We start from the raw sequence: 23,668 nt of genomic DNA, 5'->3' as shown, positions 1-23,668 counted from the left end.
GTTGAGCCACTGAGAGCCTTTGGTCGCGACGCCTACCCACGCCGGCGCGAGTGTGTTGCAGAGCCGGCCAGCCAGGGCGAGCAAATGAAGCGTCGGCGTCAAGGCCAAGGCCGGCACGTGCTGGGGGCACAGCGGGAGCCGGATGGACTGTCCAGCCCCCTTGAGGCCTTCAGGCTGTTGCGTGATGCTGTGGCCGACGATAGAGCAGCCAGGCCAACGACAGCAGCAACAACCCGGCCAGTGCGCCCTGGGCCAACAGCGTTTCGGCCACCGGGTAAAGGCCGAAGTAAAGCTGCAGCCAGGGTGCATCGGGGAACCAGTCTACCGGTGTGGCTGGCACCAGAGCCGCTGTCTGTAGGCCGCGAATACCGCTGCCAGTCATCATCAGGCAGAGTATGGCCAGCAGTACGCCGGTAATCCGGAAGAACAACGCTATCGGTAGCGTCGCCTCCAGTCCCAGAACCACATAGGCGGCAATGCCCGAGAGCACTGCGCCGGTCGCCAGGCCAGCCAGTACCGGCAGCGAGGGGGCATCGATCAGCAGGGCTTCGTAGAACAGCACGGTTTCGAAACCTTCGCGAAAGACCACCAGGAAGGCCAGGCTGAACAGCGTCATCCAGCCCAGATAGGCGCCTTGTGTGCCGGACTGCGCCTGGGCGGCGCGGCTGGCCTTGCGGCGAATATCGGCGACCCAGTCGCCTACATAGGCTTTGCGGAAGATCCAGTGGGTTACATAGCACAGGACTGCGGCGGCGATCAGGGCGGTGAGCCCTTCGAGCAGTTCGCGTTGTAGGGTGGACATGGCAAATAGTTTGCCGACAGTCAGCCACAAGGCAAAGGAACCTGCCACCGCGCTGAGGGTTCCGGCCAGAACCGGCCAGCGCCAGCCCCGTAGGCCGCTGGCGGGTACGCCGCTTGCCTTCACCGCGCCGATCAGGCACGCCAGCACAATGACAGCTTCCAACCCCTCACGCAGCAGAATGGCCAGCGACTGGATGAACGCACCGCTGGCAGACAGCTGGCTGCCCAGTATCTTGGTGGCTTCTGTCGTATCGGCTTGCAGCCGTGCCAATGCGGCCTTGAATGCCGGTTCGCTGGCACGGCCCGCAACCAGCGTGCCCAGGCCCGGTTCACGGCTGTTGCCTTCCCAGAACGCGGCTTCCATCTTCAAGGCCAGTGCCGGGGCGCGTGGCACCAGGCGTTGCTCGATATCGGGGTCGAACAGCGCATAAGCTTCCAGCCGCTTCAGTTCAGCGGCCTCCCAGTCGCCAGCGGTTACCGCATTCGCGATTTCCGTAAGGACTTCCGGCAGCAGGGACAGCGCCGCGCCCTGGGCGTTTTGCAACAATTCATCGCCATAGGCCTCGATCAGCAGATTTTGCCCCTCGTCGGCGAGGGCTTGTACCTGTTGGCTATCACCCTTGGCACTAATCTGCTGTTGCAGCTCGGTCAGAATGGCGGTCATTCGTTGCAGGGCCGCGGGAGAGCGTTCAGCTAGGTTGTAGCCAAGGTCGCCCAGCAGCATTTCCGCACGGTCACGAAACAGCCCGGCCTCGAAGTATTCGAAGGGGATCGTGATTTCGCCATCGCGCACGCCTTTGCTGTATTCGATGGGAATCAGGCGCAGAAAACGAAAAAGCAACTGGATCCGTCGTTCCAGCTCGCTTGCTGAAAGCGGTGCTGGCGTGTAGGTCAGCAGGCTGGTTTCCAGTCTGGCCAGTTGCTGGTCGAGCACTGCGGCGGGTAGCTCCTTGTCCAGTTGGGCAAAACGTGAGGCAATGGCCTGCGCCTGGTCGCTGCCCAGCCGGCTATTCAAGTTATCTGTCAGCAAACGTTGTAGGCCCATGGCGCGAGCCAGGTTGCTGGCCAGTTGCACCGGGTGTTGAGCCGCCAGATGGTTGCGGGCCTGAGCAAGCGCCATACGCATTTCGCTGGCATAGATGCCCAGCAGTTCCGTTTCTATGGTCTGGCGTGCCTGTTGGGCGCTCAGGCGCCCGGCCAGCGCTTCGCGAATGGCCAGACTGGCAGCGGTATCACGCGAGGTACGCGCATATTCGCGGATATGCAGCCAGGCTGCCGCTTCATCGAATGCGCCTTGGTCAAGTTGGCGCAGGGTATTGCGCAGAGCCCCATCCAGCAGGCCGCTCCACAGCTCGGCACGCGCTTGTGCCACCCGTACCGGATCCCAGGCCATGACTGCCTGTTCGAGGCGCGTCAGTGCTGAGCTGATATGGGCGGCCTGAGTGGCGCTGGCGTCAGCGTAGGCAGCTTGCAGGCCTTGTTCCCAGTGTTCGCGCAGGCGCTCCAGGCGGACATGGGCATCCTGACGCAGTGCCGGGTTGGGCTGGCGGAACAGGTGACGCTGCAGGTAGGCGCTGTCGATCCGTATGTTTTCGGCATTTTCCCAGGGAACCGCCGCGCTGGCCGGGAGGGCTGTCATTGCCCCGAGCAGGGCTGCAATGAGCAGGAAAGAGCGCAATACAGGCGCGATCATGGTGCGACCTCGTCGATCTGGCTAAGGCTGAAGGTTGCTGCTGCCAGTTCGAACGCTGGGATGACCAGGTCGATCTTCAGCGTGTTGTAGGCGAATTCCTGAGTGGCTACCCGGTACCAGAGCCTGCTTTCCAGCGTCAATGGGCCATGGCTGCCTGCTGGTAAGGGGGCCTGGTAATCCACCACGTCTTCGCCTTTGGGCGGGACGCCGCGGCGTAGGTGGGTGATTTGCGCCGTTAAGAAAGTGAGGTGGTCGGGAATGCGCTTACCCTTGGCGTCACGGAAGTCTTCACGCCAGATCACGGCATTCGGGTCGGTTTCGCCGCGCTCGGCATCAAAGGCGCCCGAGTGATAGAGAACCTTGCCCTCGGCGTCGCGAACGATGACTTCCAGCCACATGTATTTCTGGTCGATGACGCCGGTGGGTAAGTTGTGCCCAGCTCCCAGGTTCTGCACGGCAATGCTGAAGCGCAACTGATCATCGCGGATTTCACTGTGGCGCAGTTCCAATCCTGCCGCTTCTCTAAGCAGGGCGCGGGTCGCTTTACCTTGCTGCTCGATCAGCTGAGTGTTTTTTGCAGCGGTCAAACCGGGCGGAATACCGCCGCGCAGGTAGGTGAGGTTGGAGCCCAGGGCGGTGTCGAACATCAGGTAGTTGGCGCCCACGAAATTGTGCGAATAGCGCTCGGGTTTGGCCAGGTTGCCGGCTCGAATTTGTCGAACATAAGCAGCCGGATCCGGTGCCATGTGGCAATCCTGACAGCTGACGTTGTTGCGGCCGTACCAACTGTCGCGCCATTCGACGAAGGTGGTCTGCACGTGCTGGCGGGTTTCAGCTTTGGACATCGAACGGTCGTAATTTTCGGTGTGGCAGGCGCCGCAGAAATCCGAGCTGGCAATCAGGGCATTGGTCTGGGTGGCACCAAAGGCCCGGGAATGATCGCGGGGGGCCGCGAGAATCATCGGGTTGGAGAGTTGGTCTACCCCGGTATTGACGGCCAGAGTCAGCGCGCCATTGCCTTCCACCGGATCGGCATGGATTGCGGTGTGGCACATCACACAGGTCAGGCCCTCGGTTTCGGCGTCAGAAGGCATTACCGATTTGAATCTATTAGTGCGCCCCGCCAGCACTTCACCCGGGGCATGGCAGCCTTCGCAGAAACGCGCTTTCTCGATGCCGTCGCGGTGCAGGTCTTCATTGGTCTCGACGGCTTTTTCATAGACGACATCGCGTCCGGCAATGGCATGCAGCGAGGGAGCCCATTCATCGAACTCGCGCGGGTGGCACTCGGCACAGGCGGCCGCTGACTGAATGGCTTTGGGATCGATCAGTCGGCCATTTTCCGTCTGCAGTCGTGAGGGCCAGAAGGGGCGCTCCTGGCCTTCTGCATCAGGGCCGAATGGCAACTGGTAGTAAGGAATGTCGACCAGGTCGACACCCGACTCTGCTGTTGGCGGACGCAGCAGTTCGGCCGCGATGATCAGGCTCAAACTGCCGAGCAGACCGAGTGCGAGCCAGGGTGCGCTTTTCTTGAATTGGCTTTTCACGGCCGGTTTTCCTTTTCAATCGGCTCCGCATGACGCCAGTGCCTGAGCAGCAGATGAAGCAGCAGGCCGAGGCCGCCCAGGATGGCTGCCCACAGGTGTAGGAAGGCCAAAACGGCGGTCGTTTCGAAACTCCAGAACCAGATTACGTGACCTAGATAGAGGGCGGCCGGTAATGCCATAAGCAGGCCGCTAAGTAGAATCAGGGTACATTTACCCAGTAACAGCCAGCTCAGCCAGGTAAAGAGTGGGCGTTGACTGCTGAACAGTCCTGCGCGCACATGGTTGCTGATCCAGGCAACGAATAGGGCGCTGAATCCCAGGCCCATCAGCAGGTGAACCAGCAAGACGACTTCGCCGGAGTTCCAGTTGCGCCCGGCGAGAAACTCCAGATGCAAGCCGGAGCCCATCAGGCCGGCAAAGAGTAGGGAAATGAACAGTGCAGCACGCCGTTTGGCTTGAGCAGCGGGCGCTTTGCACGCCGCCGCTGACTCCAGGAGGGTGTCCGAACGTATCATGTACAGAGGCTCTTGCGGGCAGTGGGCCCGCAATGACGGTGCGGTTGGACGACTCTCATACTTAGCTGTGGATCTTCACGTTGTTCTTGGCGGCAGCCTGAAGCACCATGGCGACTACGCGGTCGGCAATATCCTGCGCTTCGTTGCCGAGGGCATCGGCTTCTTCGGCGCCGAACTGGGTGCCGGCCTTTTCCCGGGCATAGGTGTCTTCGACCAAGCTCAGCAGTTCGTTGAAGCCGCTCTTGATCTGGCGGTCAAGGTCGGCGTCGTTGCCGGCAACAACTGGGGATATAGCGCTGAAGTACATCTTCTTGCAGCCATTCATGATGCCCAGTACGTCAACTAGACGGCTCTGCGCCACGAACGAGCCGATTTCGGCGGTAATGAACTGGGACTCCTTCCACTCCCCAAAGTAATCGCCCACCGTAGGGGTCATGGTTACCACCGAGGTGAAGGCATCGTCGCGATTAGGCTTCCAGGCGTTCATGTCGGCTTGCAGGGCCTTCGACCAGTGCGACAACGCCAGTGCGGCGCCCAGGCCAAGGTTGGCGTCGAACAGCATTTCGCTACGGGCAATCTTGCCGTCGCCATTGAAGTCGGTCTTGAGTTTGACGTTGGCCTCGTCCATGCCCCAGAACAGTGGCTCAGTGATGCCATGGAACAGATTGCCAGGACGCTTGAGCACCTTGCCGTCCGGTAAGGTCAGGTCGTACTCGGCCACGTCTTCTTCCTCGGTGCCAGGGTTGCCGGCATCGAGAATCAGATCGTATTTGGCGGTGGAGGGAATGCCGGCAACAATGCCTTCGATGGCTTCATACTGGTTCGAGGTTTCCAGCCACAGCATCCGAATGTTGTTGATCTGTTGCGTCAGGTTGTCCTTGTCGGCGTCCCAGGCTGCCTGGTAATTGCCTTTATGGGCGTCGATGGTGGCGGCATAGTCGGCGACGGCAGACTCCAGTAGCTGGGCCTGGGCGATCAGTCGCTCATTGTGATCCAGAGTGAATTGCTTGACGCTGGCCAGACCCTTAGTTTCTGCATCGGTAGCGGCGCTCACTTGGCCGCTCATTGCCAGCGCGGAAACCAGGGCTACCGCCAGCGCACTGAATTGGCCGCGCTTCTCCATTCTTTTCGACATATCACAAACCCTTTTGCGTTAACTGAAACAGTGAGTGGCTAATCTCGACCGCTGTCTTTATATGCAATCATTATCATTTGCAATCAAGTTAACATTTGGGCGTTGAGCCGACTTGATTAAAGTCAAGCCGGCTCGGGTGAGGGGTGGGTGTCTTGCGCGTGGGCAGGCGTTTCGGAGGGCGTCGGGCCGTTCAGATCGTTCCGCGCTCGCGCAGGGCGGCGATCTGGGCGCTGTCGTAACCCAGTTCGCTGAGTACCTGCTGGTTGTGCTCGCCCAAGGCCGGGCCTGTCCACTCGACGCCGCCCGGGGTGTCGGACAGCTTGGGCACGATGCCGGGCATCTTGAACGGCTTGCCGTCCGGCAGCTTGGCGCTGAGGAGCATCTCGCGGGCGAGGTATTGCGGGTCGCCGAACATGTCTTCGGCGCTGAAGATGCGACTGGCCGGCACTTCGGCCAGGTTCAGGGTGGCCAGCACCTGCTCCAGCGGCAGTCCGCCGACCCAACGGTCGATTACCCCGTACAGCTCGTCGCGGCGTGCGTCGCGGCCGTCGTTGCTGGCCAGGCTCGGGTCTTCGGCCAGGTCATGGCGGCCGATGGCCTGCATGAAGCGCTTGAAGATCGCATCGCCGTTGGCGCCGATCTGGATATGTTTGCCATCGCTGCTGGTATGGATCGAGGAGGGGGTGATGCCGGGCATGATATTGCCGCTGCGCTCGCGGATGAAGCCGAACACGTCGAACTCCGGCACCATGGACTCCATCATGGCGAAGATCGCCTCATACAGCGCCACATCGACCACCTGGCCCTGGCCGCCGTTGACCTCGCGATGGCGCAGCGCCATCAGCGCGCCTATCACGCCCCACAGCGCGGCAATCGAATCGCCGATGGAAATGCCGGTGCGCACCGGCGGGCGATCCGCGAAGCCGGTGATGTAGCGCAGCCCGCCCATGGACTCGCCGACCGCGCCGAAGCCCGGCTGATCCTTCATCGGCCCGCTCTGGCCGAAGCCGGACAGGCGCACCATCACCAGCTTGGGGTTGAGCGCATGCAGCACCTCCCAGCCCAGGCCGAGTTTTTCCAGCACGCCGGGGCGGAAGTTTTCGATCAGGATGTCGGCCTCGCCGAGCAGCTTCTTCAGCACCTGCAGGCCTTGCTCGTGCTTGAGGTTGAGGGTGATCGATTGTTTGTTGCGCGCCTGCACGAACCACCACAGCGAGGTGCCTTGGTAGAGCTTGCGCCACTTGCGCAGCGGGTCGCCGCCGTCGGGCGATTCGACCTTGATCACCTCGGCGCCGAACTCGGCGCAGATACGTGCGGCGAAGGGGCCGGCAATCAGGCTGCCGAGTTCGATCACTTTCAGGCCGGCGAGGGGCTTGCTGGGCAGGCTCATGGGGCGTCCATCTATCTGGGGATGGTCGCGACTCTAACGTGAGTACGCCGCATCGGGTAGACTTGCCGGCTTATTTGCCCAGTCAAGAAGCCCGCCCATGGCCCTGCCGTCCACCACCTACAAGATCGAGCTGAACCTCACCGATATCGACAACAGCGTCTACGAGCACCTGCGCTTCACCGTGGCCAAACACCCGTCGGAAACCGAAGAGCGCCTGGCCGCACGGTTGATCGGCTATGCCCTGTTCTACCACGAGCAGTTGGCTTTTGGCCGTGGCCTGTCGGATGTGGATGAACCGGCGCTGTGGGAAAAGAGCCTGGATGGTCGGGTGTTGCACTGGATCGAAGTCGGCCAGCCGGACAGCGAGCGCATCACCTGGTGCTCGCGGCGTACCGAGAAATTCAGCCTGGTGGCCTACGGCAATCTGCGCGTGTGGCAGACCAAGGCGCTCGATCCGGTGCGCAGCCTGAAAAACATCAACGTGGTGGCGCTGGATCAGGAGGCACTGGCAAGCGTGGCCCTCGACCTGCCGCGCTCGCTGAACTGGAGCGTGATGATCAGCGACGGCGAGTTATTCGTTACCGATGAGCGCGGTCAGCATGAAATACCTATCGAGTGGCTCATCGGCCAACGCTAAACGCCTTTTGCCGGCACCCTGGGCCGCCAAGGCGCTTACCGATCCCCTCCCGACATGAGCTGAAGATGCGTATCGAACCCCGCCCGCTACCCGCCATCCTGCCCGATCTGGGTAATCTGCCGCCGCTGTTGACCCGCCTGTATGCCGCCCGTGGCGTGCAGTCGCTGGCCGAGCTGGACAAGGGCCTGGCGCGGCTGCTGCCCTACCGGCAGCTCAAGGGTATCGAGGCGGCGGTCGAGTTGCTGGTGCAAGCCCTGGAGCAAGGCCAGCGGATGCTGATCGTCGGTGACTTCGATGCCGACGGTGCTACCGCCAGTGCGGTGGGCCTGCTCGGTTTGCGCCTGCTCGGTGCGGCCCATGTCGACTACCTGGTGCCGAACCGCTTCGAGTACGGCTACGGCCTGACCCCGGAAATAGTCGCGGTGGCGCTGCAACGCCAACCGCAACTATTGATCACCGTGGACAACGGCATTTCCAGCGTCGAGGGGGTGGCGGCGGCCAAGGCGGCGGGGCTGATGGTGCTGGTCACCGATCACCACTTGCCGGGGGCCGAGCTGCCGGCAGCGGACGCCATCGTCAACCCCAACCAACAGGGCTGCGAATTCCCGAGCAAGGCGCTGGCCGGGGTCGGGGTGATCTTCTACGTATTGCTGGCGCTGCGCGCGCGCTTGCGCGAGCTGAACTGGTTCAATCCGCAGCGGCCGGAGCCGAACCTGGCCGAGTTGCTCGACCTGGTGGCGTTGGGCAGCGTCGCCGACGTGGTGCCGCTGGACGCCAACAACCGCATCCTGGTGCATCAGGGCCTGGCGCGGATTCGCGCCGGGAGGGCGCGGCCGGGCCTGCGCGCGATCCTCGAAGTGGCCGGGCGGCAAGCGGAGCGCATCACCGCCACCGACCTCGGCTTCATCCTCGGCCCGCGCCTGAATGCGGCCGGACGGCTGGACGACATGAGTCTGGGCATCGAATGCCTGCTCTGCGCAGACCAGGCCCTGGCCCGCGACATGGCGGTGCAGCTGGATCAGCTCAACCAGGATCGCAAGGCCATCGAGCAGGGCATGCAGCGCGAGGCTCTGGCTCAGCTCAAGGATCTGCCGCTGGCGGACATGCCGTTCGGCCTGTGCCTGTTCGAGGCGGATTGGCATCAGGGGGTGATCGGCATCCTCGCTTCGCGCCTGAAGGAGCGTTATCACCGCCCGACCATCGCCTTCGCCGATGCCGGCGACGGCGTGCTCAAGGGCTCGGCGCGCTCGGTGCCGGGCTTTCATATCCGCGATGCGCTGGATGCAGTGGCGGCCAAGCACCCGGGCCTGATCAGCAAATTCGGCGGCCACGCCATGGCGGCGGGACTGTCCCTGCCGCAGGAGTGCTTCGGTGCCTTCGCCGTGGCCTTCGATGCCGAAGTGCGTCGGCAGTTGGGCGAGGACGACCTGACCGGGCGTTTGCTCTCCGATGGCACCTTGTCGGTCGAAGAGTTTCATCTGCCCCTGGCCAAGGAACTGCGCAATGCCGGGCCCTGGGGCCAGCATTTCCCCGAACCGCTGTTCCACGGGGTGTTCCAGGTGGTGCAGCAGCGCCTGGTCGGCGACAAACACCTCAAGCTGGTGCTGAAGACCGAGTGCGGCGGCCAGACCCTGGACGCCATCGCCTTCAACGTCGACCGCGAAACCTGGCCCAACCCCACCGTGCGCTGGGTCGAGTTGGCCTACAAGCTGGACGTCAACGAGTACCGTGGCCAGGAAAGCGTGCAACTGCTGGTGGCGCACCTGGCGCCGCGCTGACGATCAGCTCTGGTTTGCCTGCAGTTTCGCCTCATCGGCCAGGGCGCGCTCGCTGACGTCGCTCCAGCGCGAGAGCAGTTGCGGCGGCTGGGCGGACTTCTGCTGCGGCGCCTTGGCCAGGAAGATGCCGTGGTTGTTGAAGGCATACACCGGCAGCAGGTCGCGGCGCTCGCCGGCCGGCTTGATCCGCGGGTCGAGGTTGTCGAGGATCAGCGGCTGCGCCGTCTGGCTCGGGTAGTAGGCCAACACCATGTGCGCCTGGTTGAGCGCCAGGGTCTTGACGAAAGTCAGGCGCAACTTCTCGCTGGGCACGCCCATCTCCACCAGGCTGAAATACTTGCCGATGGCGAAGTCTTCGCAGTCGCCGCGGCCGCGCGACAGGGTCTGCAGCGGCGTCGCCCAGTATTCGTCCGTGCCCCAGATTTCGCGATCGGTAGCGTAGCTCACCGAGCGATTGATGAAGTCGTTGACCGCTTGCAGTTTGCTCCGCTCGTCCAGGGCGCCGCTCTGCTCGATCAGGCTGCGCCAACTGGTCAGCCGGGCTTGTTCGATGGCTTGATCCAAGGCGGAGGCCTCATGCCGGAGTTGGGCATGGCTGAGGCAGCCGCCCAGGGCCAGCAGGGTCGCCAGGGTCATCGACAGGAGGCGTGCGAGGGGGCGAGTGTGGCCGGAGGTCGCAAGTCGGGGCATGGTCGGGTGTCTGCGCTGGACTGTTGAGCCTTCCATAGCCTTAGCCGAGTTCTACTCGTTGGGCCGCCATCCTACCGACGTCAATTAGTGAGCGCATAGAGGCAGGGTGTGATGGGAAACACTATTTGAGGGCTTTCCCCCGAGTAACCGACGAACTGCAGGGGTTGCTGTCAGCGGAGCCGACGCCGACGGCGGCTCGTCAGGCTGCGTTGCGGCAACATCTCGAAGCAAACCGGCGGATAGTGCAGGAAGTTTCCATTTATTCTGGCGACCTGATTTGCACCTTTGTTGCACCTTTGTTGCCCATTTGTTAACCAGGAGACTTGTCGATGAATACCCGTGGTTTGCTCGATCAACTGCTCAAGTCCGGTCAGGATCTGCTGCAAAACAAGGCTGGGCAAAACCCCGGCAAGGGCTCCTCTGCCGGCGGTTTGGGTGGTTTGTTGTCAGGTGGCGGTGCCGGCGGTCTGGGCAGTCTGCTTTCCGGTGCGGGGGGCGGCGCTTTGGCCGGCGGCGCCATGGCTTTGCTGCTGGGCAACAAGAGTGCACGCAAGTTGGGCGGCAAGGCGCTGACCTATGGCGGTCTGGCCGCGCTCGGGGTGATCGCCTACAAGGCCTATGGCAACTGGCAGGCGCAGCAGGCGCAAGCGCCGCAAGGCGAACCGCAAACCCTCGACCGCTTGCCGGCGCCGCAGGCCGAGGCGCATAGCCAGGGCATTCTCAAGGCGTTGGTGGCCGCAGCCAAGGCCGATGGGCATGTCGATGCGCGCGAGCGTCAACTCATCGAAGGCGAGCTGGCCAAGTTGACCCATGACGCCGAGCTGCAGCGCTGGCTCGAGGCCGAGCTGAACAAGCCGCTCGATCCGGCCGAAGTGGCGCGCGCGGCGACCAGCCCGGAAATGGCCGCCGAGATGTACATCGCCAGCGTACTGATGGTCGATGAGGAGCATTTTATGGAGCGCGCCTACCTGGAAGAGCTGGCCCGTCAGCTTAAGCTCGATCCGGCGCTAAAAGCCGAGCTGGAAAGCCAGGTACAGCTTCAGCAGGACGCTAGCTAAGCGGCCCGGAACCGTTGCGACTATTATGTGGGTGTCTGCAAGAGTCCACACAATCGCCATAGCGGCTACAAACTCTCACCACAAAGCGACCCCAAGATTGCCCCCGTGTTTGCATAACTCACGGGGAGCGTCGCCATGTTTGACTATTTATCTACTGCCAGGATCTGCGCCGGTCGCAGGCTTGTACTGTTGATCGCCTTGGTTCTAGCGCCGCCCGCTCTGGTCAGTGCGCAAGCCGCTGCCGCGTCTGGTGAAAGCCCTTACTTCGCGGTGCAGAGCGACGATCCCGCGGTCGATCGCATGCCGCTCAAGTCCACCCGGGTGGACGTGCGAGTGCTGGGGGTGATCGCCGATGTGCGGGTCGTTCAGCAATACCGCAACGAGGGCACGCGGGCGCTGGAGGCGCGCTATGTGTTTCCTGGCTCGACCCGCGCGGCGGTGTATGGCATGAGGGTGCGTTTGGGCGAGCGCGAGCTGCAGGCGCAGATCCGCGAGAAGCAGAAGGCCCAGCAGCAATACCAGCAGGCCAAGAGCGCCGGCAAGACCGCGGCCTTGCTCCAGCAGCAGCGGGAAAACGTATTCCAGATGAATGTCGCCAATATCCTGCCCGGCGATGTGGTGGATGTGGAACTGCGTTATACCGAGCTGCTGGTGCCCACCGATGGCGTTTACCAGTTCGTCTTTCCGACCGTGGTCGGGCCGCGTTACAACGGCGCCGCGGGTAGCGAGAGCCGCAAGGCCGGGCCCTGGGTCGGTACGCCTTACCTGCCGCAGGGCGAAGCGGGTCGCGACAGTTTTGCCCTCAAGGTCGACGTGCAGTCGCCGGTGGCACTGGGCGAGATTCGCTCGCCCAGCCATCGCATCGAGCTGCAGCAGGCTACGCCGAGCCAGGCCCGGATCAGCCTGGACGCCAGCCAAGATCCCGGCAATAACCGCGACTTCGTCCTCGACTACCGCTTAAGTGGTGCCCGCTTCGAGAGCGGGGTGCTGCTGTCCAGGGGCGTCGATGAGAATTTCTTCCTGGCACTGATCGCGCCGCCGGCCAAGGTGAAGCGCCAGATGCTGGTGCCGCGTGAATACATCTTCGTGGTGGATATCTCCGGCTCCATGCATGGTTTTCCGCTGGATACCGCCAAGCGCCTGCTGAAGAAACTGGTCGGTAGTCTGCGTCCGGCCGATAGCTTCAATGTGCTGCTGTTTGCCGGCAGTAGCAGCATGCTCGCCGCCGAGTCCCTGGCGGCCACCCCGGCGAATATCCGCCAGGCGCTGGCTATGCTCGACACGCAGATGGGCTCGGGCGGTACCGAGCTGCTGCCGGCGTTGCGCCAGGCCCTGGCGGTACCCGCCGACCCCGAGCGGGCGCGCAGCTTTGTGGTGGTGACCGACGGTTATGTGACTGTGGAGCGCGATGCCTTCGAGCTGGTGCGCAGCAACCTGGACAAGGCCAACCTGTTCGCCTTCGGTATCGGCAGTTCGGTCAACCGGCAATTGCTCGAAGGCTTGGCCCGGGCCGGGCAGGGCGAGCCCTTCGTGATCCTCGATGAGGACTCGGCGGACGAGCAGGCCGAGCGCTTCCGGCAGATGATCGATGCGCCCGTATTGGCCAATCCGCAGGTACGTTTCGACGGTCTGGATGTGTACGACGTGGAACCGGTGGCCCTGCCGGATCTGTTCGCCCAACGCCCGCTGGCGGTGTTCGGCAAATGGCGCGGTGAGGCGCGCGGTAGCTTGCAGGTCGAGGGCCGCGGCGCGGCCGGGCCTTACCGCGCCGAAGTGGCAATACAGCCCGAGATGGCCAGCGCGAGCAATCAGGCGCTGGCCTACCTGTGGGCGCGGCATAAGGTCGCCAGCCTGACCGATCAGGAAACCCTCGAAGGCGACTATGCCCATAGCCAGGCGATACTGGATCTGGGCTTGAAGTACAGCCTGCTGACGCCCTACACCTCGTTTATCTCCGTCGATGAACGGGTGCGTAACCCCGATCCGGCCGCTGCCGCAAGCGTCAAACAGCCTGTGCCGATGCCTCAGGGGGTCAGTAATCTGGCGATAGGCGGCGCGCTGGTGTCGAGCACGCCGGAGCCAAGTGTCTGGCTGATGCTGCTGATTGCCGCCTTGGGCATGGGCTGGCTGGCGCGTCAGCATGTTCGTCAGGAGCAGCCCGCGTGATCTCGGCCCCGCGCATGGCTGGGGCGCGCTGTTCAGCGAGGCTGCCGGGCTGGGCCTGGCTCCTGTTGCCGACCCTGGCGCTGTGGCCAGTGTGGCAGTGGAGTGTGCGGCGGATGAGCGATGGCTCCGACGATCCATTCGGCATAGTCGCCCTGGCCGCGCTGCTGCCGATGCTCTGGCGCGAGCGCAGTCGCTTGGCCGCTGCGCCGCGTCTGCCTGGGTTGTTGCTGGCGCTGTTGCTCTGCGCGGTCGCCGCCCTGACGCCCGGGCTGCCGCCGTTGCTGCGCGCGGTGCTGGCGGTGTTGGCGCTGTTCAGTGGGGTGCTGGCCTTGCGCGTACCGGGCCAGGCATTGTTGGCCTGGTTGGGTCTGGCGCTGCTGGCCTTGCCGATCATGTCGTCGCTGCAGTTCTTTATCGGCTATCCGTTGCGGGTGCTAACGGCCGAGGTCAGTGCCTGGTTGCTGCGCGCGGGCGGGTTGGAGGTGTTGCGCCAAGGCAGCACGCTGGAGGTGGCCGGGCAACTGGTGATGGTCGATGCGCCCTGTTCGGGGATTCAGATGGCCTGGGTCGCCTATTTCACCGCCTTCGCCACGGCGGCCTGGTTGCGCCTGACGGATCGACAGCTGCTGCGGCGTTTGCCGCTGCTCGGCGGCTTGGTGCTGACGGGCAATATCCTGCGCAACAGCGTGCTGGTATTGCAGGAAACCGGGCGTCTGGATTGGCCGAGCTGGATGCATGAAGGCACCGGGTTGCTGGTGTTCGTCGCGGTCTGCGCGCTGGTGCTGCGCTATGTCGCGGCCGGTTGTGGAATGGTTACGCACGCCACTCCGGCGGCGGAACATCGGTCACCGCTCAGTCCGGCGCTGCAAGGCGCGCTGGTATTGGCCTTCGTCCTGTTGGCGCTGTGGCCGCTATTGAGCAAGCCGTTGGCGGCCGAGCCACGGCCGGATAATTTTGTCGAATGGCCGCTGCAGTTCGCTGGCCAGGCATTGCGACCGCTGGCCTTGTCGGCGGTGGAACAACGTTTCGCCGCGCAGTTTCCCGGCGCCATCGCCCGTTTCAGCGCCGGCGCGCAGGTGGTCACGCTGCGCCACGTCACCCGGCCCACGCGCAAGCTGCACCCGGCTGCCGATTGTTTCCGTGGCCTGGGGTATCGCATAGAAGCCATGCACCTGGAGCAGCGCACCGATGCCGCAGGCTTGCAGCGCTGCTTCGTCGCCAGCGGGCGCGGCACGAACCTGCGCGTGTGCGAGTACATCGAGGATGCCGGCGGGCAAAGCTTCAGCGATAACTCGGCCTGGTACTGGTCGGCGCTGAGCGGTCGTTCAGTGGGGCCGTGGCGTGCGGTGAGTACGGCCGAGCTATTGCCGCGTTGAGTGGAGCAAGTCGCTGCCCGGTTTATCCGCCGGCGCCAACTCGCCGCGCTCGCTCTCAGCGGTCTTGGCGCAAAGCGGGCACCCGGCTGCGCATGGGGCTGGAACAGGCAAGGCCCTGGTGAAAGCGCCGGCAGAACAACGCCACCGTCCACTGATCCGTCTGGTTGGCGGCGGGCTGCCAGGCGGGACGGACTGCGGTATACTCGCCGGCTTTTCCGAAAGTTTTACCTGCGAGTGCCGCCAGCCATGGAAATCAACCCGATCCTGAACAGCATCAAGGACCTGTCCGAGCGCACCCAGACTATTCGGGGGTATCTTTGACTACGATCACAAGCATGATCGGCTGGTCGAAGTAAACCGCGAACTGGAAGACCCGAACGTCTGGAACAACCCCGAATACGCGCAGAACCTGGGCCGTGAACGCGCCTCCCTGGCGTTGATCGTCGACACCATCGACGACCTCGACGGCAGCCTGGCCGACTCCCGCGATCTGCTACAGATGGCCGCCGAAGAGGAAGACCAGGGCGCCGTCGACGATGTCGCGGCCGAGGTCGAGCGCCTGCGCGATATCCTCGAGAAGATGGAATTCCGGCGCATGTTCAGCGGCGAGATGGACGCCAACAACGCCTACCTGGACATCCAGGCCGGCTCCGGCGGCACCGAAGCCCAGGACTGGGCCAACATGCTGTTGCGCATGTACCTGCGCTGGGCCGACAAACGCGGTTTCGACGCCACCATCATGGAGCTGTCGGCCGGCGAAGTCGCCGGGATCAAGGGCGCCACCCTGCATATCAAGGGCGAGTACGCCTTCGGCTGGTTGCGCACCGAGATCGGCGTGCACCGCCTGGTGCGCAAGAGCCCGTTCGACTCCGGCAATCGCCGGCATACCTCGTTCACCGCGGTGTTCGTCTCGCCGGAAATCGACGACAACATCGAGATCGAGATCAACCCGGCCGATCTGCGCATCGACACCTACCGTTCCTCCGGGGCCGGTGGCCAGCACGTCAACACCACCGACTCGGCGGTACGGATTACCCACGTGCCGAGCAACACCGTGGTCAGTTGCCAGAACGAACGCTCGCAGCACGCCAACAAGGACACTGCGATGAAGATGTTGCGCGCGCGCCTGTACGAGCAGGAAGTGCAGAAACGCAACGCCGCTTCGCAGGCCCTGGAAGACACCAAGTCGGACATCGGCTGGGGGCACCAGATCCGTTCCTATGTGCTCGATGCCTCGCGGATCAAGGATCTGCGCACCAATATCGAGCGCAGCGACTGCGACAAGGTGCTCGACGGCGATATCGACGAGTACCTGGTGGCCAGCCTGAAACAGGGGCTTTAACAACACGCAATGTAGGTTGGGCCGGTCAGGCCCAACGAGCGGCGCTGCATTTGCGTAGGAGGCCGGCCCGTTGGCCGGATGTTGGGCATCGCTGCGCTCAGCACCAACCTACGATTACCAGGAAAGACCAGAGATCATGAGCGACCAACAACTCGACCACCACGAACTGCAACAGGAAGAAAACAAGCTGATTGCCCAGCGCAAGGAAAAGCTTGCCGGCGCGCGCGAGCTGGGTAACGCCTTCCCCAACGATTTCCGTCGCGACAGCTACTGCGCGGACTTGCAGAAACAGTACGTCGATAAGACCAAGGAAGAGCTGGCCGAAGCCGCTATCCCGGTCAAGGTCGCCGGTCGCATCATGCTCAACCGCGGCTCCTTCATGGTGATTCAGGACATGAGCGGGCGCATCCAGGTCTACGTCAACCGCAAGACGTTGCCGCAAGCAAAACTGGAAGAGGTCAAGCACTGGGATCTGGGCGACATCATCGCCGCCGAAGGCACCCTGGCCCGTTCCGGCAAGGGCGACCTGTACGTCGAGATGACCGAGGTGCGCCTGCTGACCAAGTCGCTGCGCCCGCTGCCGGACAAGCACCACGGCCTGACCGACACCGAGCAGCGTTATCGCCAGCGTTACGTCGACCTGATGGTCAACGAGGAAGTGCGCGAGACCTTCCGCGTGCGCTCCCAGGTGATCGCCCACATCCGCCAGTTTCTGATGCAGCGCGACTTCCTCGAAGTGGAAACGCCGATGCTGCAGAGCATCCCCGGCGGCGCCGCGGCCAAGCCGTTCGAGACTCACCACAACGCCCTGGACATGCAGATGTTCCTGCGTATCGCCCCCGAGCTGTACCTCAAGCGCCTGGTGGTCGGCGGCTTCGAGCGGGTGTTCGAGATCAACCGCAACTTCCGTAACGAGGGCGTGTCGACCCGGCACAACCCCGAGTTCACCATGCTCGAGTTCTACCAGGCCTACGCCGACTACGAAGACATGATGGACCTGACCGAGGAACTGTTCCGCGAGCTGGCGCAGTTGGTGCTCGGCAGCACCGACGTGCCCTACGGCGACAAGCTGTTCCACTTCGGCACGCCCTTTGTGCGCCTGTCGGTGTTCGACTCGATCCTCAAGTACAACCCGCAGATTACTGCCGCCGACTTGCACGACATCGACAAGGCCCGCGCCATCGCCAAGCAGGCCGGCGCCAAGGTGCTGGGCTTCGAAGGACTGGGCAAGCTGCAGGTGATGATTTTCGAGGAACTGGTCGAGCACAAGCTGGAGCAGCCGCACTTCATCACCAAATATCCGTTCGAAGTGTCGCCGCTGGCGCGGCGTAACGATGAAGACCCGAGCGTCACCGACCGTTTCGAGCTGTTTATCGGCGGCCGTGAAATCGCCAACGCCTATTCCGAGCTGAACGACGCCGAAGACCAGGCCGAACGCTTCCAAGCCCAGGTGGCCGACAAGGACGCCGGCGACGACGAGGCCATGCATTACGATGCCGATTTCGTCCGCGCCCTGGAATACGGCATGCCGCCCACCGCGGGCGAGGGTATCGGCATCGACCGCCTGGTGATGCTGCTCACCGATGCACCGTCGATCCGCGACGTGATCCTCTTCCCGCACATGCGCCCGCAAGCGTGAAGCCAAGCCGCCCTCGGGCGGCTTTTTGTTGTCTATGTCCCAGTGATCTGTTGGTCGCCACTTTTGTAGCTTTTGTGGGTTAGCGGCGCGGGTCGTGGAGCTGAAAAGCAACGGCATCATTGGCGCGCCACATAACCCAGCAAGTGGCGGTCGGCGTTCTCAGGCGCAACTGACTGGGTAACCGGCCAGGTGCCGGGTTCGTGTCAGCCGGAGCGGGATGCCAAGCTGTTGACGGCGATTATCGGCTGGATGGAGTATCAGAACCTGCTCGACGGAGTTGAACAACTAGACAATGAAGACATGTTGGTCATTCTTAAACGTTATATGCATGTAGTGTTGGCACTCTGAGTTGTGCCGACGCCCCCCGAAGGGTTTCTCCGGGGGGGCGAACTGTTTTCACATGGAGAGCGAAATGAAAGCCTGGCGCCTAGTGGTCGTTTTGTCCTTGCTGTTGTTGAGTGGTTGCCTGGTGACCTTCAACGACCCGATTCCAGCCAACGAAGCGGCGCCTATTCCTTTGCTCGGCGAATGGTCGCGCAAGGACGAATGGGGCGAGCAGTTCTATCTGGACATCACCCGTGCCGGCTCCAACCTCTACGAGGCCCGAACTTACGAGGGCAGCCCGGACAACCTCGACAGTCTCCAACGGTATGGCTTCACCGTGGCCCATCACGGCCGGCGTTGGTACCTGTCGGCAGGGTTGCCGCAACGCCTGGGCGGCAACTTCGCCATCGCCGGCTTCGAACTGACCGCCGACAATGAGCTGGTGGTCTACACCCTGGATGTCGAACGCGTCCTGCAGGAGCTCGAGGCGGGCCGGTTGCAAGGCACCCCCGTCGACACGCCGCAGGGCGAGGGGGTCTTGATTAGCAGCCCGTTGGACGTGGTCTTCGCCTACCTCGACGATCAGGCCAATTCGGATGTATTTATCGAGGTCGCGCGCTATCAGCGCGTCGGCCCATAGGCAGTCAAAGCATGGACAATGAGGGCGCGATGAACAGTCACAGCGAGCTGGACGACTATCAACTGAGCGTGCGGGCGTTATCCGAGCGGATCGTCGAGGCGCAGACGCCGATTCGCGTGCTCGATGCGGTGAAATGGGACGACAGCATCCGTGAGGGCTTTCTCAAACAGAAAGGCAAAAAGCCGCCGGCGGTCGACCGCGCCTATTACGCAAGCCGCCCCTTGGGCTTCGATGCGATCGCGAAGAAACAGGAATTCCAGGGCATCGAGCGCGATGTCACCCGTCAGCTCGGCCAGTTCAACCCGGTCGGCCAGATCATGCGGCGCATGTGCCGCGAATACCGCATGGTCATCCGCATGCTCGAGGCGCGCGGCACCGAGGATTTCGGCCTGATCTCCCAGGAGCTCTATGGCGCCGCCTCCGATGCCTTCCATGCCGGCGACCCGACCCTGGCCGACCTGGGCCTGATGTTCTCCGACTACCTGAACAATATCGACAGGCGCGGCGATCTTGAGGACGAGCCGAAAAACCTCGACGCCAAACAGGCCGTGAGTTTGTTGCAGGGCCGGCTGAACAAGGTGTTCGGCGAAGCGGAGGACACCATCCGGGTGTTCGAGTCCGACGGCATTCTCGCCGATGCCGCGGCCGGCGCCGACTACATCAAGATTCGCGCCGATGCGCTGTTCAACGAACGCGATGTCCGGGCGCTGGAAGTACACGAGGGGCTGGTGCATGTCGGCACCACCCTCAACGGTTTGAGCCAACCGATCTGCACCTTTCTGTCCAAGGGGCCGCCGTCGTCCACCGTGACCCAGGAGGGGCTGGCCATCCTGATGGAGGTGATCACTTTCGCCTCCTACCCGACCCGTCTGCGCAAGCTGACCAATCGCACTCGCACCATCCACATGGCCGAGGAGGGGGCGGATTTTCTCCAGGTCTTCGAGTTCTACCGCGAGCAGGGTTTCGACATGGAGGTCAGCTACAGCAACGCCAGCCGGGTGTTCCGTGGCTCGACCCCGAACGGGTTGCCGTTCACCAAGGATCTGTCCTATCTGAAGGGCTTCATCATGGTCTACAACTACATCCAGTTGGCCGTGCGCAAGGGCAAGTTGGAGCAGATACCCCTGCTGTTTTGCGGCAAGACCACCCTGGAAGACATGCGCACCCTGCGCCAGTTGGTCGACGAGGGCCTGGTGGTGGCGCCGAAATACCTGCCGCCGCAGTTCCAGGATCTCAACGCGCTGTCGGCCTGGATGTGTTTCTCCAACTTCCTCAATCACCTGAGTCTGGATCGGATCGAAGCCGACTACGCCAACATCCTCTAGGCGCTGCTGCACTCGGTTATGCGGCGTTGCGCACGACCCTTCGCTCGTGACGCTCCTGAACCTTAAACAGGTGAGCCGTAGCCCCGGATGCAATCCGGGAAAGCGCCCAATTCGAACAGCCAGGAGCCCCGCATGCCCAGCCACTCGCTCGACTACGAAATCCTCGGCGCCTCGGCGCAGAGCGTGGAAATCATCCTCGACCCCGGCGAGACGGTGATCGCCGAAGCCGGCATGATGAACTACATGAGCGACGGCGTACGCTTCGAGACGCGCATGGGCGATGGCGCGGCGAGCGGGGTACTGGGCAAGTTGTGGAGCGCCGGCAAGCGCCTGCTCACCGGCGAGTCGCTGTTTATGACGCACTTCTCCAATGCCGGCCAAACCCAGGCACGGGTGGCTTTCGCCGCGCCTTACCCGGGCACCGTGGTGCCGATTCAATTGGCCGAGCACGGCGGCAGCCTGATCTGCCAGAAAGACGCCTTTCTCTGCGCCGCCTACGGCACCGCGGTCGGTATCAGTTTCAACAAGCGCCTGGGCGCCGGTTTCTTCGGCGGCGAGGGCTTTATCCTGCAAAAACTCGAGGGCGATGGCCTGGCCTTCGTGCATGCCGGCGGCACCGTGATCCGCAAGGAGTTGAACAACGAGACCCTGCGCCTCGACACCGGCTGCCTGGTGGCCTTTACCAGCGGCATCGACTACGACATCGCCCTGGCCGGCGGGCTGAAAAGCATGCTGTTCGGCGGCGAGGGCATCGTCCTGGCGACCCTCAAGGGCACTGGCACGGTCTGGGTGCAGAGCCTGCCGTTCTCGCGCCTGGCCGAGCGCATCTACGCGGCGACCTTCAAGGCCCGCGAGCAAGTGCGTGCCGGCGGCAAATGATCGAGCCTTCGCACGGGCTCGCGCGCGTATCAAGCTGCGCCGCCTGCCGTTACTGTCAGTGCCAATTCGTCGCTTGCCTGTCAGCCAGCCATCTGGCTCGATAGGCGACTATTTTTTGCCGAAACGCCCAACCTCGAGAGTCTGTCATGAGTGAACTGAACCCCATCCCCCTGATCCTCACCGGCATCGCCAGCATCTGCGCCACAGTGGCGGCCCTCGGCTACTACGGCTATCTGCACATCGCCCAGCCGGAGGATGCCTTGCTGCTCGCCGACTACACCATGCTCAAGACCGTTCCCGGCGAGGACTACAAGGTCTCGCTCAAGCCGGCCAGCCAGGTGGCGCAGTGCGTGGACGGCGTACTGGTGTTGTTCGACCTGGAACAGAAAGGCCTGAGTGGCGTGCTGGTCGACCAACGCAAGCGGGCCGTGCGCTGCGTGGCCGAGGGTGCGCCGGCCGGAGAGTGACAGTGCGGCCGGCAGCCTGAGCGGCCTGCGCGCCGCAGCTATCCCCGGCGCACGGCAATCGGGCCCAGCGCCGACGACAAGGAGTCATCGATGGAGCTCTACCTGCTGTTTCTGCTGATGGCCGCCGCCACCGTGGCCAGCCCCGGCCCGGGCGTGGTCATGACCCTGACCAATGCCCTGCGTTATGGTTTGCGCGGCACCTTTGGCGGAATTCTCGGCATCGCTTTCGGCGCCCTGGTGGTCGCGGCGATTTCGGCCACCAGTTTGGGGGTGTTGCTCGCGACCTCGGCGCAGGCCTTCACCCTGCTCAAATTGGTCGGCGCGGCCTACCTGGTTTACCTCGGCATTCGCCTGTGGCGGGCGCCGCCGTTCGATTTCTCCCTGCAAGCGGTGCACAGCGCGAGCTTCCCTCGGCGCTTTGTCGAAGGGCTGTCGTTACAGTTGACCAACCCCAAGGCGGTGTTTTTCTTCCTGTCGATTTTTCCGCAATTCATCGACCCGGCACGCGACTATTCGCTGCAGTTCGCCACCCTGGTGCTGACGTACAGTGCGCTGGTGGTGTGCATTCATTGCGTCTATGCGTTGTTTGCGCGGCGGGCGAAGTCCTGGCTGACCTCGTCACGTGGCGGGCGCATCGTCAATAAAACCGCTGGGCTGACCTTTATCGGCTTCGGCGCGGCATTGGCTTCGGCGAGCCGCTAACAGGCGGTTGGGGATGAATACAGATAGTAACTCTGCGCCCTTATCTGTCCGAGCTTGGTGCGCCAAGCATGCAGGGTGGCGTGGGAGATGCCTTCTTGACGCGACAACTCGGCCACGCACATGTTTTGTGGCGGCAGTAATTTACGGATAAGGGCAGCTTTACGCTCAGGTGAATAACGCGACCTTACCGCTCTCTTTGACGCCTCCGATCTATCGTTTTGATAAGTCGGCTCAGGCGACCACTGGCCTGACACCGGGGGCAGCCGCAAGACAACCACCCCAGGCCGTTGACGGCCGAAGAGCTGGAGGTGCTAAAAAGGGACATGCACGATGCCTCCATCTGGATGTGCGCTGAGCTGCGGCGTAGAGCCGAATGTCGGCACAGTGCGAGTAAGGTCAGCCAGCTTTTGACGCCCGGCGGCGGTTGACGCAATGGCGCAGCTGCCTATAATTGGCAGCAACACGACCCCTGTCGGTTGAAGCGCTTCGGTGCCGAGATTGCTCAGGGGTTTTTTATTGCCTGCAGTTTACCAATCGAGTGTCTGCCAGCTTTCTGGTGCGCCCATGCCTTTCAGATCGAGACCTAGGTGGCTCAGGTCTGGGAAGTCCTGCTCCATTAGCGTTTTCAGTCTTTGCCCCCAGCTAGATGCCGGGTTGATGACCTTCATCAGTTGCAGAATGATTACTAACAGAACGAAAGGTTTGCGCTGACGTGCCTCCTGAAAGGGGCTCAATGCAGGAGTTTCTTCTGTCGATGGCAGGCGAGGGTATACAACAACGTTTCTGTTCCACAGCCGGCTGTGATGGGCACATACGTTACGTAGATAGTTCAGGCTATGCAGCCATGTGGCGAAAATGCGGCCATTACTGACTTCATATTGCTTGGCAATGGAGTCCTGGTCTGCTTCGGTCATGCCACTGAAAAGCGTTGATAGAGTTCCAAAATCCCACACTTCGCAGGCGACCCAAACGGCCAAAGGCAATCCGTATTTGTCCTTGTTGTGACGGATGAAGTCTTCGTTTGAGCGGTTGATAAGCGCTGCATGCTTGCTCAACCAGCCATGATGTTTGGTCAGCCCTGTCTTACTATCCAGCTTGCCGGAGAAGCTTTGGTGAAACAGCTCCGGCTTCAGGTAGGAGAACTTATGGTGCTTGCCAAGGCCATGGGAGATGTCGACGCGCAGGGCAATTTCGATACGCTCCAGCGCATCCAGGACGAGCAGTCGCAATTTCTTGTCGAATACATAAAGGTCTACGGCGTTCTGAAAGGTCGTTCCAGGTTTGAATTCATCCAGCGGCAGCCGCTCAACTTTGACCTTTTTCGGCTTGGCATTGGTCTGTGGATCGAGCAGGCAGAGGTCGACGCGTTCGCGGAATGGGTACCAGTAACCGCTCAGCCGGTAGTAGCCGATGCGCTCTAGGTAGTCCAGGGCCCTGGCGTTGTCTGTGACACCCATGCCGCGAGCGATGAGCTGATCGAGCTGCTCCTGGTAGCTTTTCCAGGGTTTTGGATAGCCGGGTATCATTTGAAAATGACCTTGAGCATCTGCCGCTTTCTCCTCGC

General features: G+C 62.6%; 19 protein-coding genes and 2 pseudogenes. 13 read left to right on the top strand and 8 right to left on the bottom strand.

Going from position 1 to position 23,668, the window contains the following annotated elements; translation table 11 throughout:
* Window positions 1-169: 169 nt before the first annotated feature.
* The 5 genes from P8H27_RS00660 to P8H27_RS00640 form a co-directional block, all read right to left on the bottom strand.
* Entirely contained in the window at window positions 170-2,440 is a 2,271-nt protein-coding gene (locus tag P8H27_RS00660) for an FTR1 family protein (protein WP_289634691.1), read from the bottom strand.
* A 50-nt stretch (window positions 2,441-2,490) separates the two neighbouring features.
* The gene (locus P8H27_RS00655; RefSeq protein ID WP_289634690.1) at window positions 2,491-4,041 is read right to left on the bottom strand and encodes a multiheme c-type cytochrome; all 1,551 of its coding nucleotides are present in this window, start codon (window positions 4,039-4,041) and stop codon (window positions 2,491-2,493) included.
* Window positions 4,038-4,436 (bottom strand): hypothetical protein, encoded by a 399-nt coding sequence (locus tag P8H27_RS00650; RefSeq protein WP_289634689.1) that lies wholly within the window; start codon window positions 4,434-4,436, stop codon window positions 4,038-4,040. Before P8H27_RS00650 ends, P8H27_RS00655 begins: the two co-directional genes overlap by 4 nt.
* Window positions 4,437-4,617: 181 nt before the next feature.
* Window positions 4,618-5,691, bottom strand: a complete 1,074-nt coding sequence (locus tag P8H27_RS00645; protein WP_289634688.1) for a hypothetical protein — start codon at window positions 5,689-5,691, stop codon at window positions 4,618-4,620.
* Window positions 5,692-5,881: 190 nt separating this feature from the next.
* On the bottom strand, window positions 5,882-7,081 hold the full coding sequence (locus tag P8H27_RS00640) for a CaiB/BaiF CoA-transferase family protein (RefSeq protein ID WP_289634687.1): 1,200 nt from the start codon (window positions 7,079-7,081) through the stop codon (window positions 5,882-5,884).
* Between the two features lie 97 nt (window positions 7,082-7,178).
* Here P8H27_RS00640 and P8H27_RS00635 point away from each other — a divergent pair, with 97 nt between their 5' ends.
* Window positions 7,179-7,718 carry a YaeQ family protein gene (locus P8H27_RS00635; protein ID WP_289634686.1) on the top strand — a complete coding sequence of 180 codons (540 nt, stop codon included), beginning with the start codon at window positions 7,179-7,181 and terminating at the stop codon, window positions 7,716-7,718.
* Window positions 7,719-7,783: 65 nt separating this feature from the next.
* Window positions 7,784-9,496, top strand: a complete 1,713-nt coding sequence (recJ, locus tag P8H27_RS00630) for a single-stranded-DNA-specific exonuclease RecJ (RefSeq protein ID WP_289634685.1) — start codon at window positions 7,784-7,786, stop codon at window positions 9,494-9,496.
* Between the two features lie 3 nt (window positions 9,497-9,499).
* Here recJ and P8H27_RS00625 read toward each other — a convergent pair whose 3' ends face one another.
* The gene (locus P8H27_RS00625; protein WP_289634684.1) at window positions 9,500-10,186 is read right to left on the bottom strand and encodes a transglutaminase-like cysteine peptidase; all 687 of its coding nucleotides are present in this window, start codon (window positions 10,184-10,186) and stop codon (window positions 9,500-9,502) included.
* Between the two features lie 329 nt (window positions 10,187-10,515).
* On the opposite strand from P8H27_RS00625, the gene P8H27_RS00620 reads away from it, so the two are divergent.
* The 11 genes and pseudogenes from P8H27_RS00620 to P8H27_RS00570 all read left to right on the top strand — a co-directional run bounded on the left by P8H27_RS00620 (window position 10,516) and on the right by P8H27_RS00570 (window position 22,104).
* Complete coding sequence (locus P8H27_RS00620; RefSeq protein WP_289634683.1) at window positions 10,516-11,244, top strand: tellurite resistance TerB family protein; 729 nt, start codon at window positions 10,516-10,518, stop codon at window positions 11,242-11,244.
* Window positions 11,245-11,379: 135 nt separating this feature from the next.
* Window positions 11,380-13,410 carry a VIT domain-containing protein gene (locus P8H27_RS00615; protein WP_289634682.1) on the top strand — a complete coding sequence of 677 codons (2,031 nt, stop codon included), beginning with the start codon at window positions 11,380-11,382 and terminating at the stop codon, window positions 13,408-13,410.
* Window positions 13,411-13,424: 14 nt separating this feature from the next.
* On the top strand, window positions 13,425-14,786 hold the full coding sequence (gene xrtQ / locus P8H27_RS00610; protein WP_289634878.1) for an exosortase Q: 1,362 nt from the start codon (window positions 13,425-13,427) through the stop codon (window positions 14,784-14,786).
* Window positions 14,787-15,032: 246 nt separating this feature from the next.
* Window positions 15,033-16,128 (top strand): peptide chain release factor 2 gene (prfB, locus tag P8H27_RS00605; RefSeq protein WP_289634681.1). Its coding sequence is split into 2 segments (ribosomal slippage): window positions 15,033-15,104 and window positions 15,106-16,128, totalling 1,095 coding nucleotides; the frame shifts between segments, so codons are not numbered across the junction.
* A 136-nt stretch (window positions 16,129-16,264) separates the two neighbouring features.
* The gene (gene lysS / locus P8H27_RS00600; RefSeq protein ID WP_289634680.1) at window positions 16,265-17,767 is read left to right on the top strand and encodes a lysine--tRNA ligase; all 1,503 of its coding nucleotides are present in this window, start codon (window positions 16,265-16,267) and stop codon (window positions 17,765-17,767) included.
* A gap of 186 nt (window positions 17,768-17,953) precedes the next feature.
* A pseudogene (locus tag P8H27_RS00595) lies at window positions 17,954-18,115 on the top strand (TetR family transcriptional regulator); the annotation flags it as partial.
* A 64-nt stretch (window positions 18,116-18,179) separates the two neighbouring features.
* Entirely contained in the window at window positions 18,180-18,731 is a 552-nt protein-coding gene (locus tag P8H27_RS00590) for a hypothetical protein (RefSeq protein WP_289634679.1), read from the top strand.
* Between the two features lie 29 nt (window positions 18,732-18,760).
* Window positions 18,761-20,056, top strand: coding sequence for a flavohemoglobin expression-modulating QEGLA motif protein (locus P8H27_RS00585; protein ID WP_289634678.1), 1,296 nt, complete (start codon window positions 18,761-18,763; stop codon window positions 20,054-20,056).
* Between the two features lie 132 nt (window positions 20,057-20,188).
* A complete protein-coding gene (locus P8H27_RS00580) occupies window positions 20,189-20,935 on the top strand; it encodes a TIGR00266 family protein (protein WP_289634677.1) in 747 nt (248 codons plus the stop codon).
* Between the two features lie 146 nt (window positions 20,936-21,081).
* Complete coding sequence (locus tag P8H27_RS00575) at window positions 21,082-21,402, top strand: hypothetical protein (RefSeq protein ID WP_289634676.1); 321 nt, start codon at window positions 21,082-21,084, stop codon at window positions 21,400-21,402.
* Between the two features lie 90 nt (window positions 21,403-21,492).
* A complete protein-coding gene (locus tag P8H27_RS00570) occupies window positions 21,493-22,104 on the top strand; it encodes a LysE family translocator (protein ID WP_289634675.1) in 612 nt (203 codons plus the stop codon).
* A 50-nt stretch (window positions 22,105-22,154) separates the two neighbouring features.
* Here the strand turns inward: P8H27_RS00570 and P8H27_RS00565 are convergent.
* Together P8H27_RS00565 and P8H27_RS00560 are read right to left on the bottom strand one after the other, a co-directional pair.
* Window positions 22,155-22,286 (bottom strand): annotated as a pseudogene (locus P8H27_RS00565) (transposase); the annotation flags it as partial.
* A 345-nt stretch (window positions 22,287-22,631) separates the two neighbouring features.
* The gene (locus tag P8H27_RS00560; protein ID WP_289634674.1) at window positions 22,632-23,630 is read right to left on the bottom strand and encodes an Abi family protein; all 999 of its coding nucleotides are present in this window, start codon (window positions 23,628-23,630) and stop codon (window positions 22,632-22,634) included.
* Window positions 23,631-23,668 lie beyond the last annotated feature (38 nt).

The organism is Pseudomonas sp. sp1636 (assembly GCF_030376615.1).
Taxonomy (GTDB): Bacteria; Pseudomonadota; Gammaproteobacteria; order Pseudomonadales; family Pseudomonadaceae; genus Aquipseudomonas.
The sequence above is the reverse complement of the archived record's forward strand: the minus strand, read 5'-3'. Positions and strand labels throughout refer to the sequence as shown.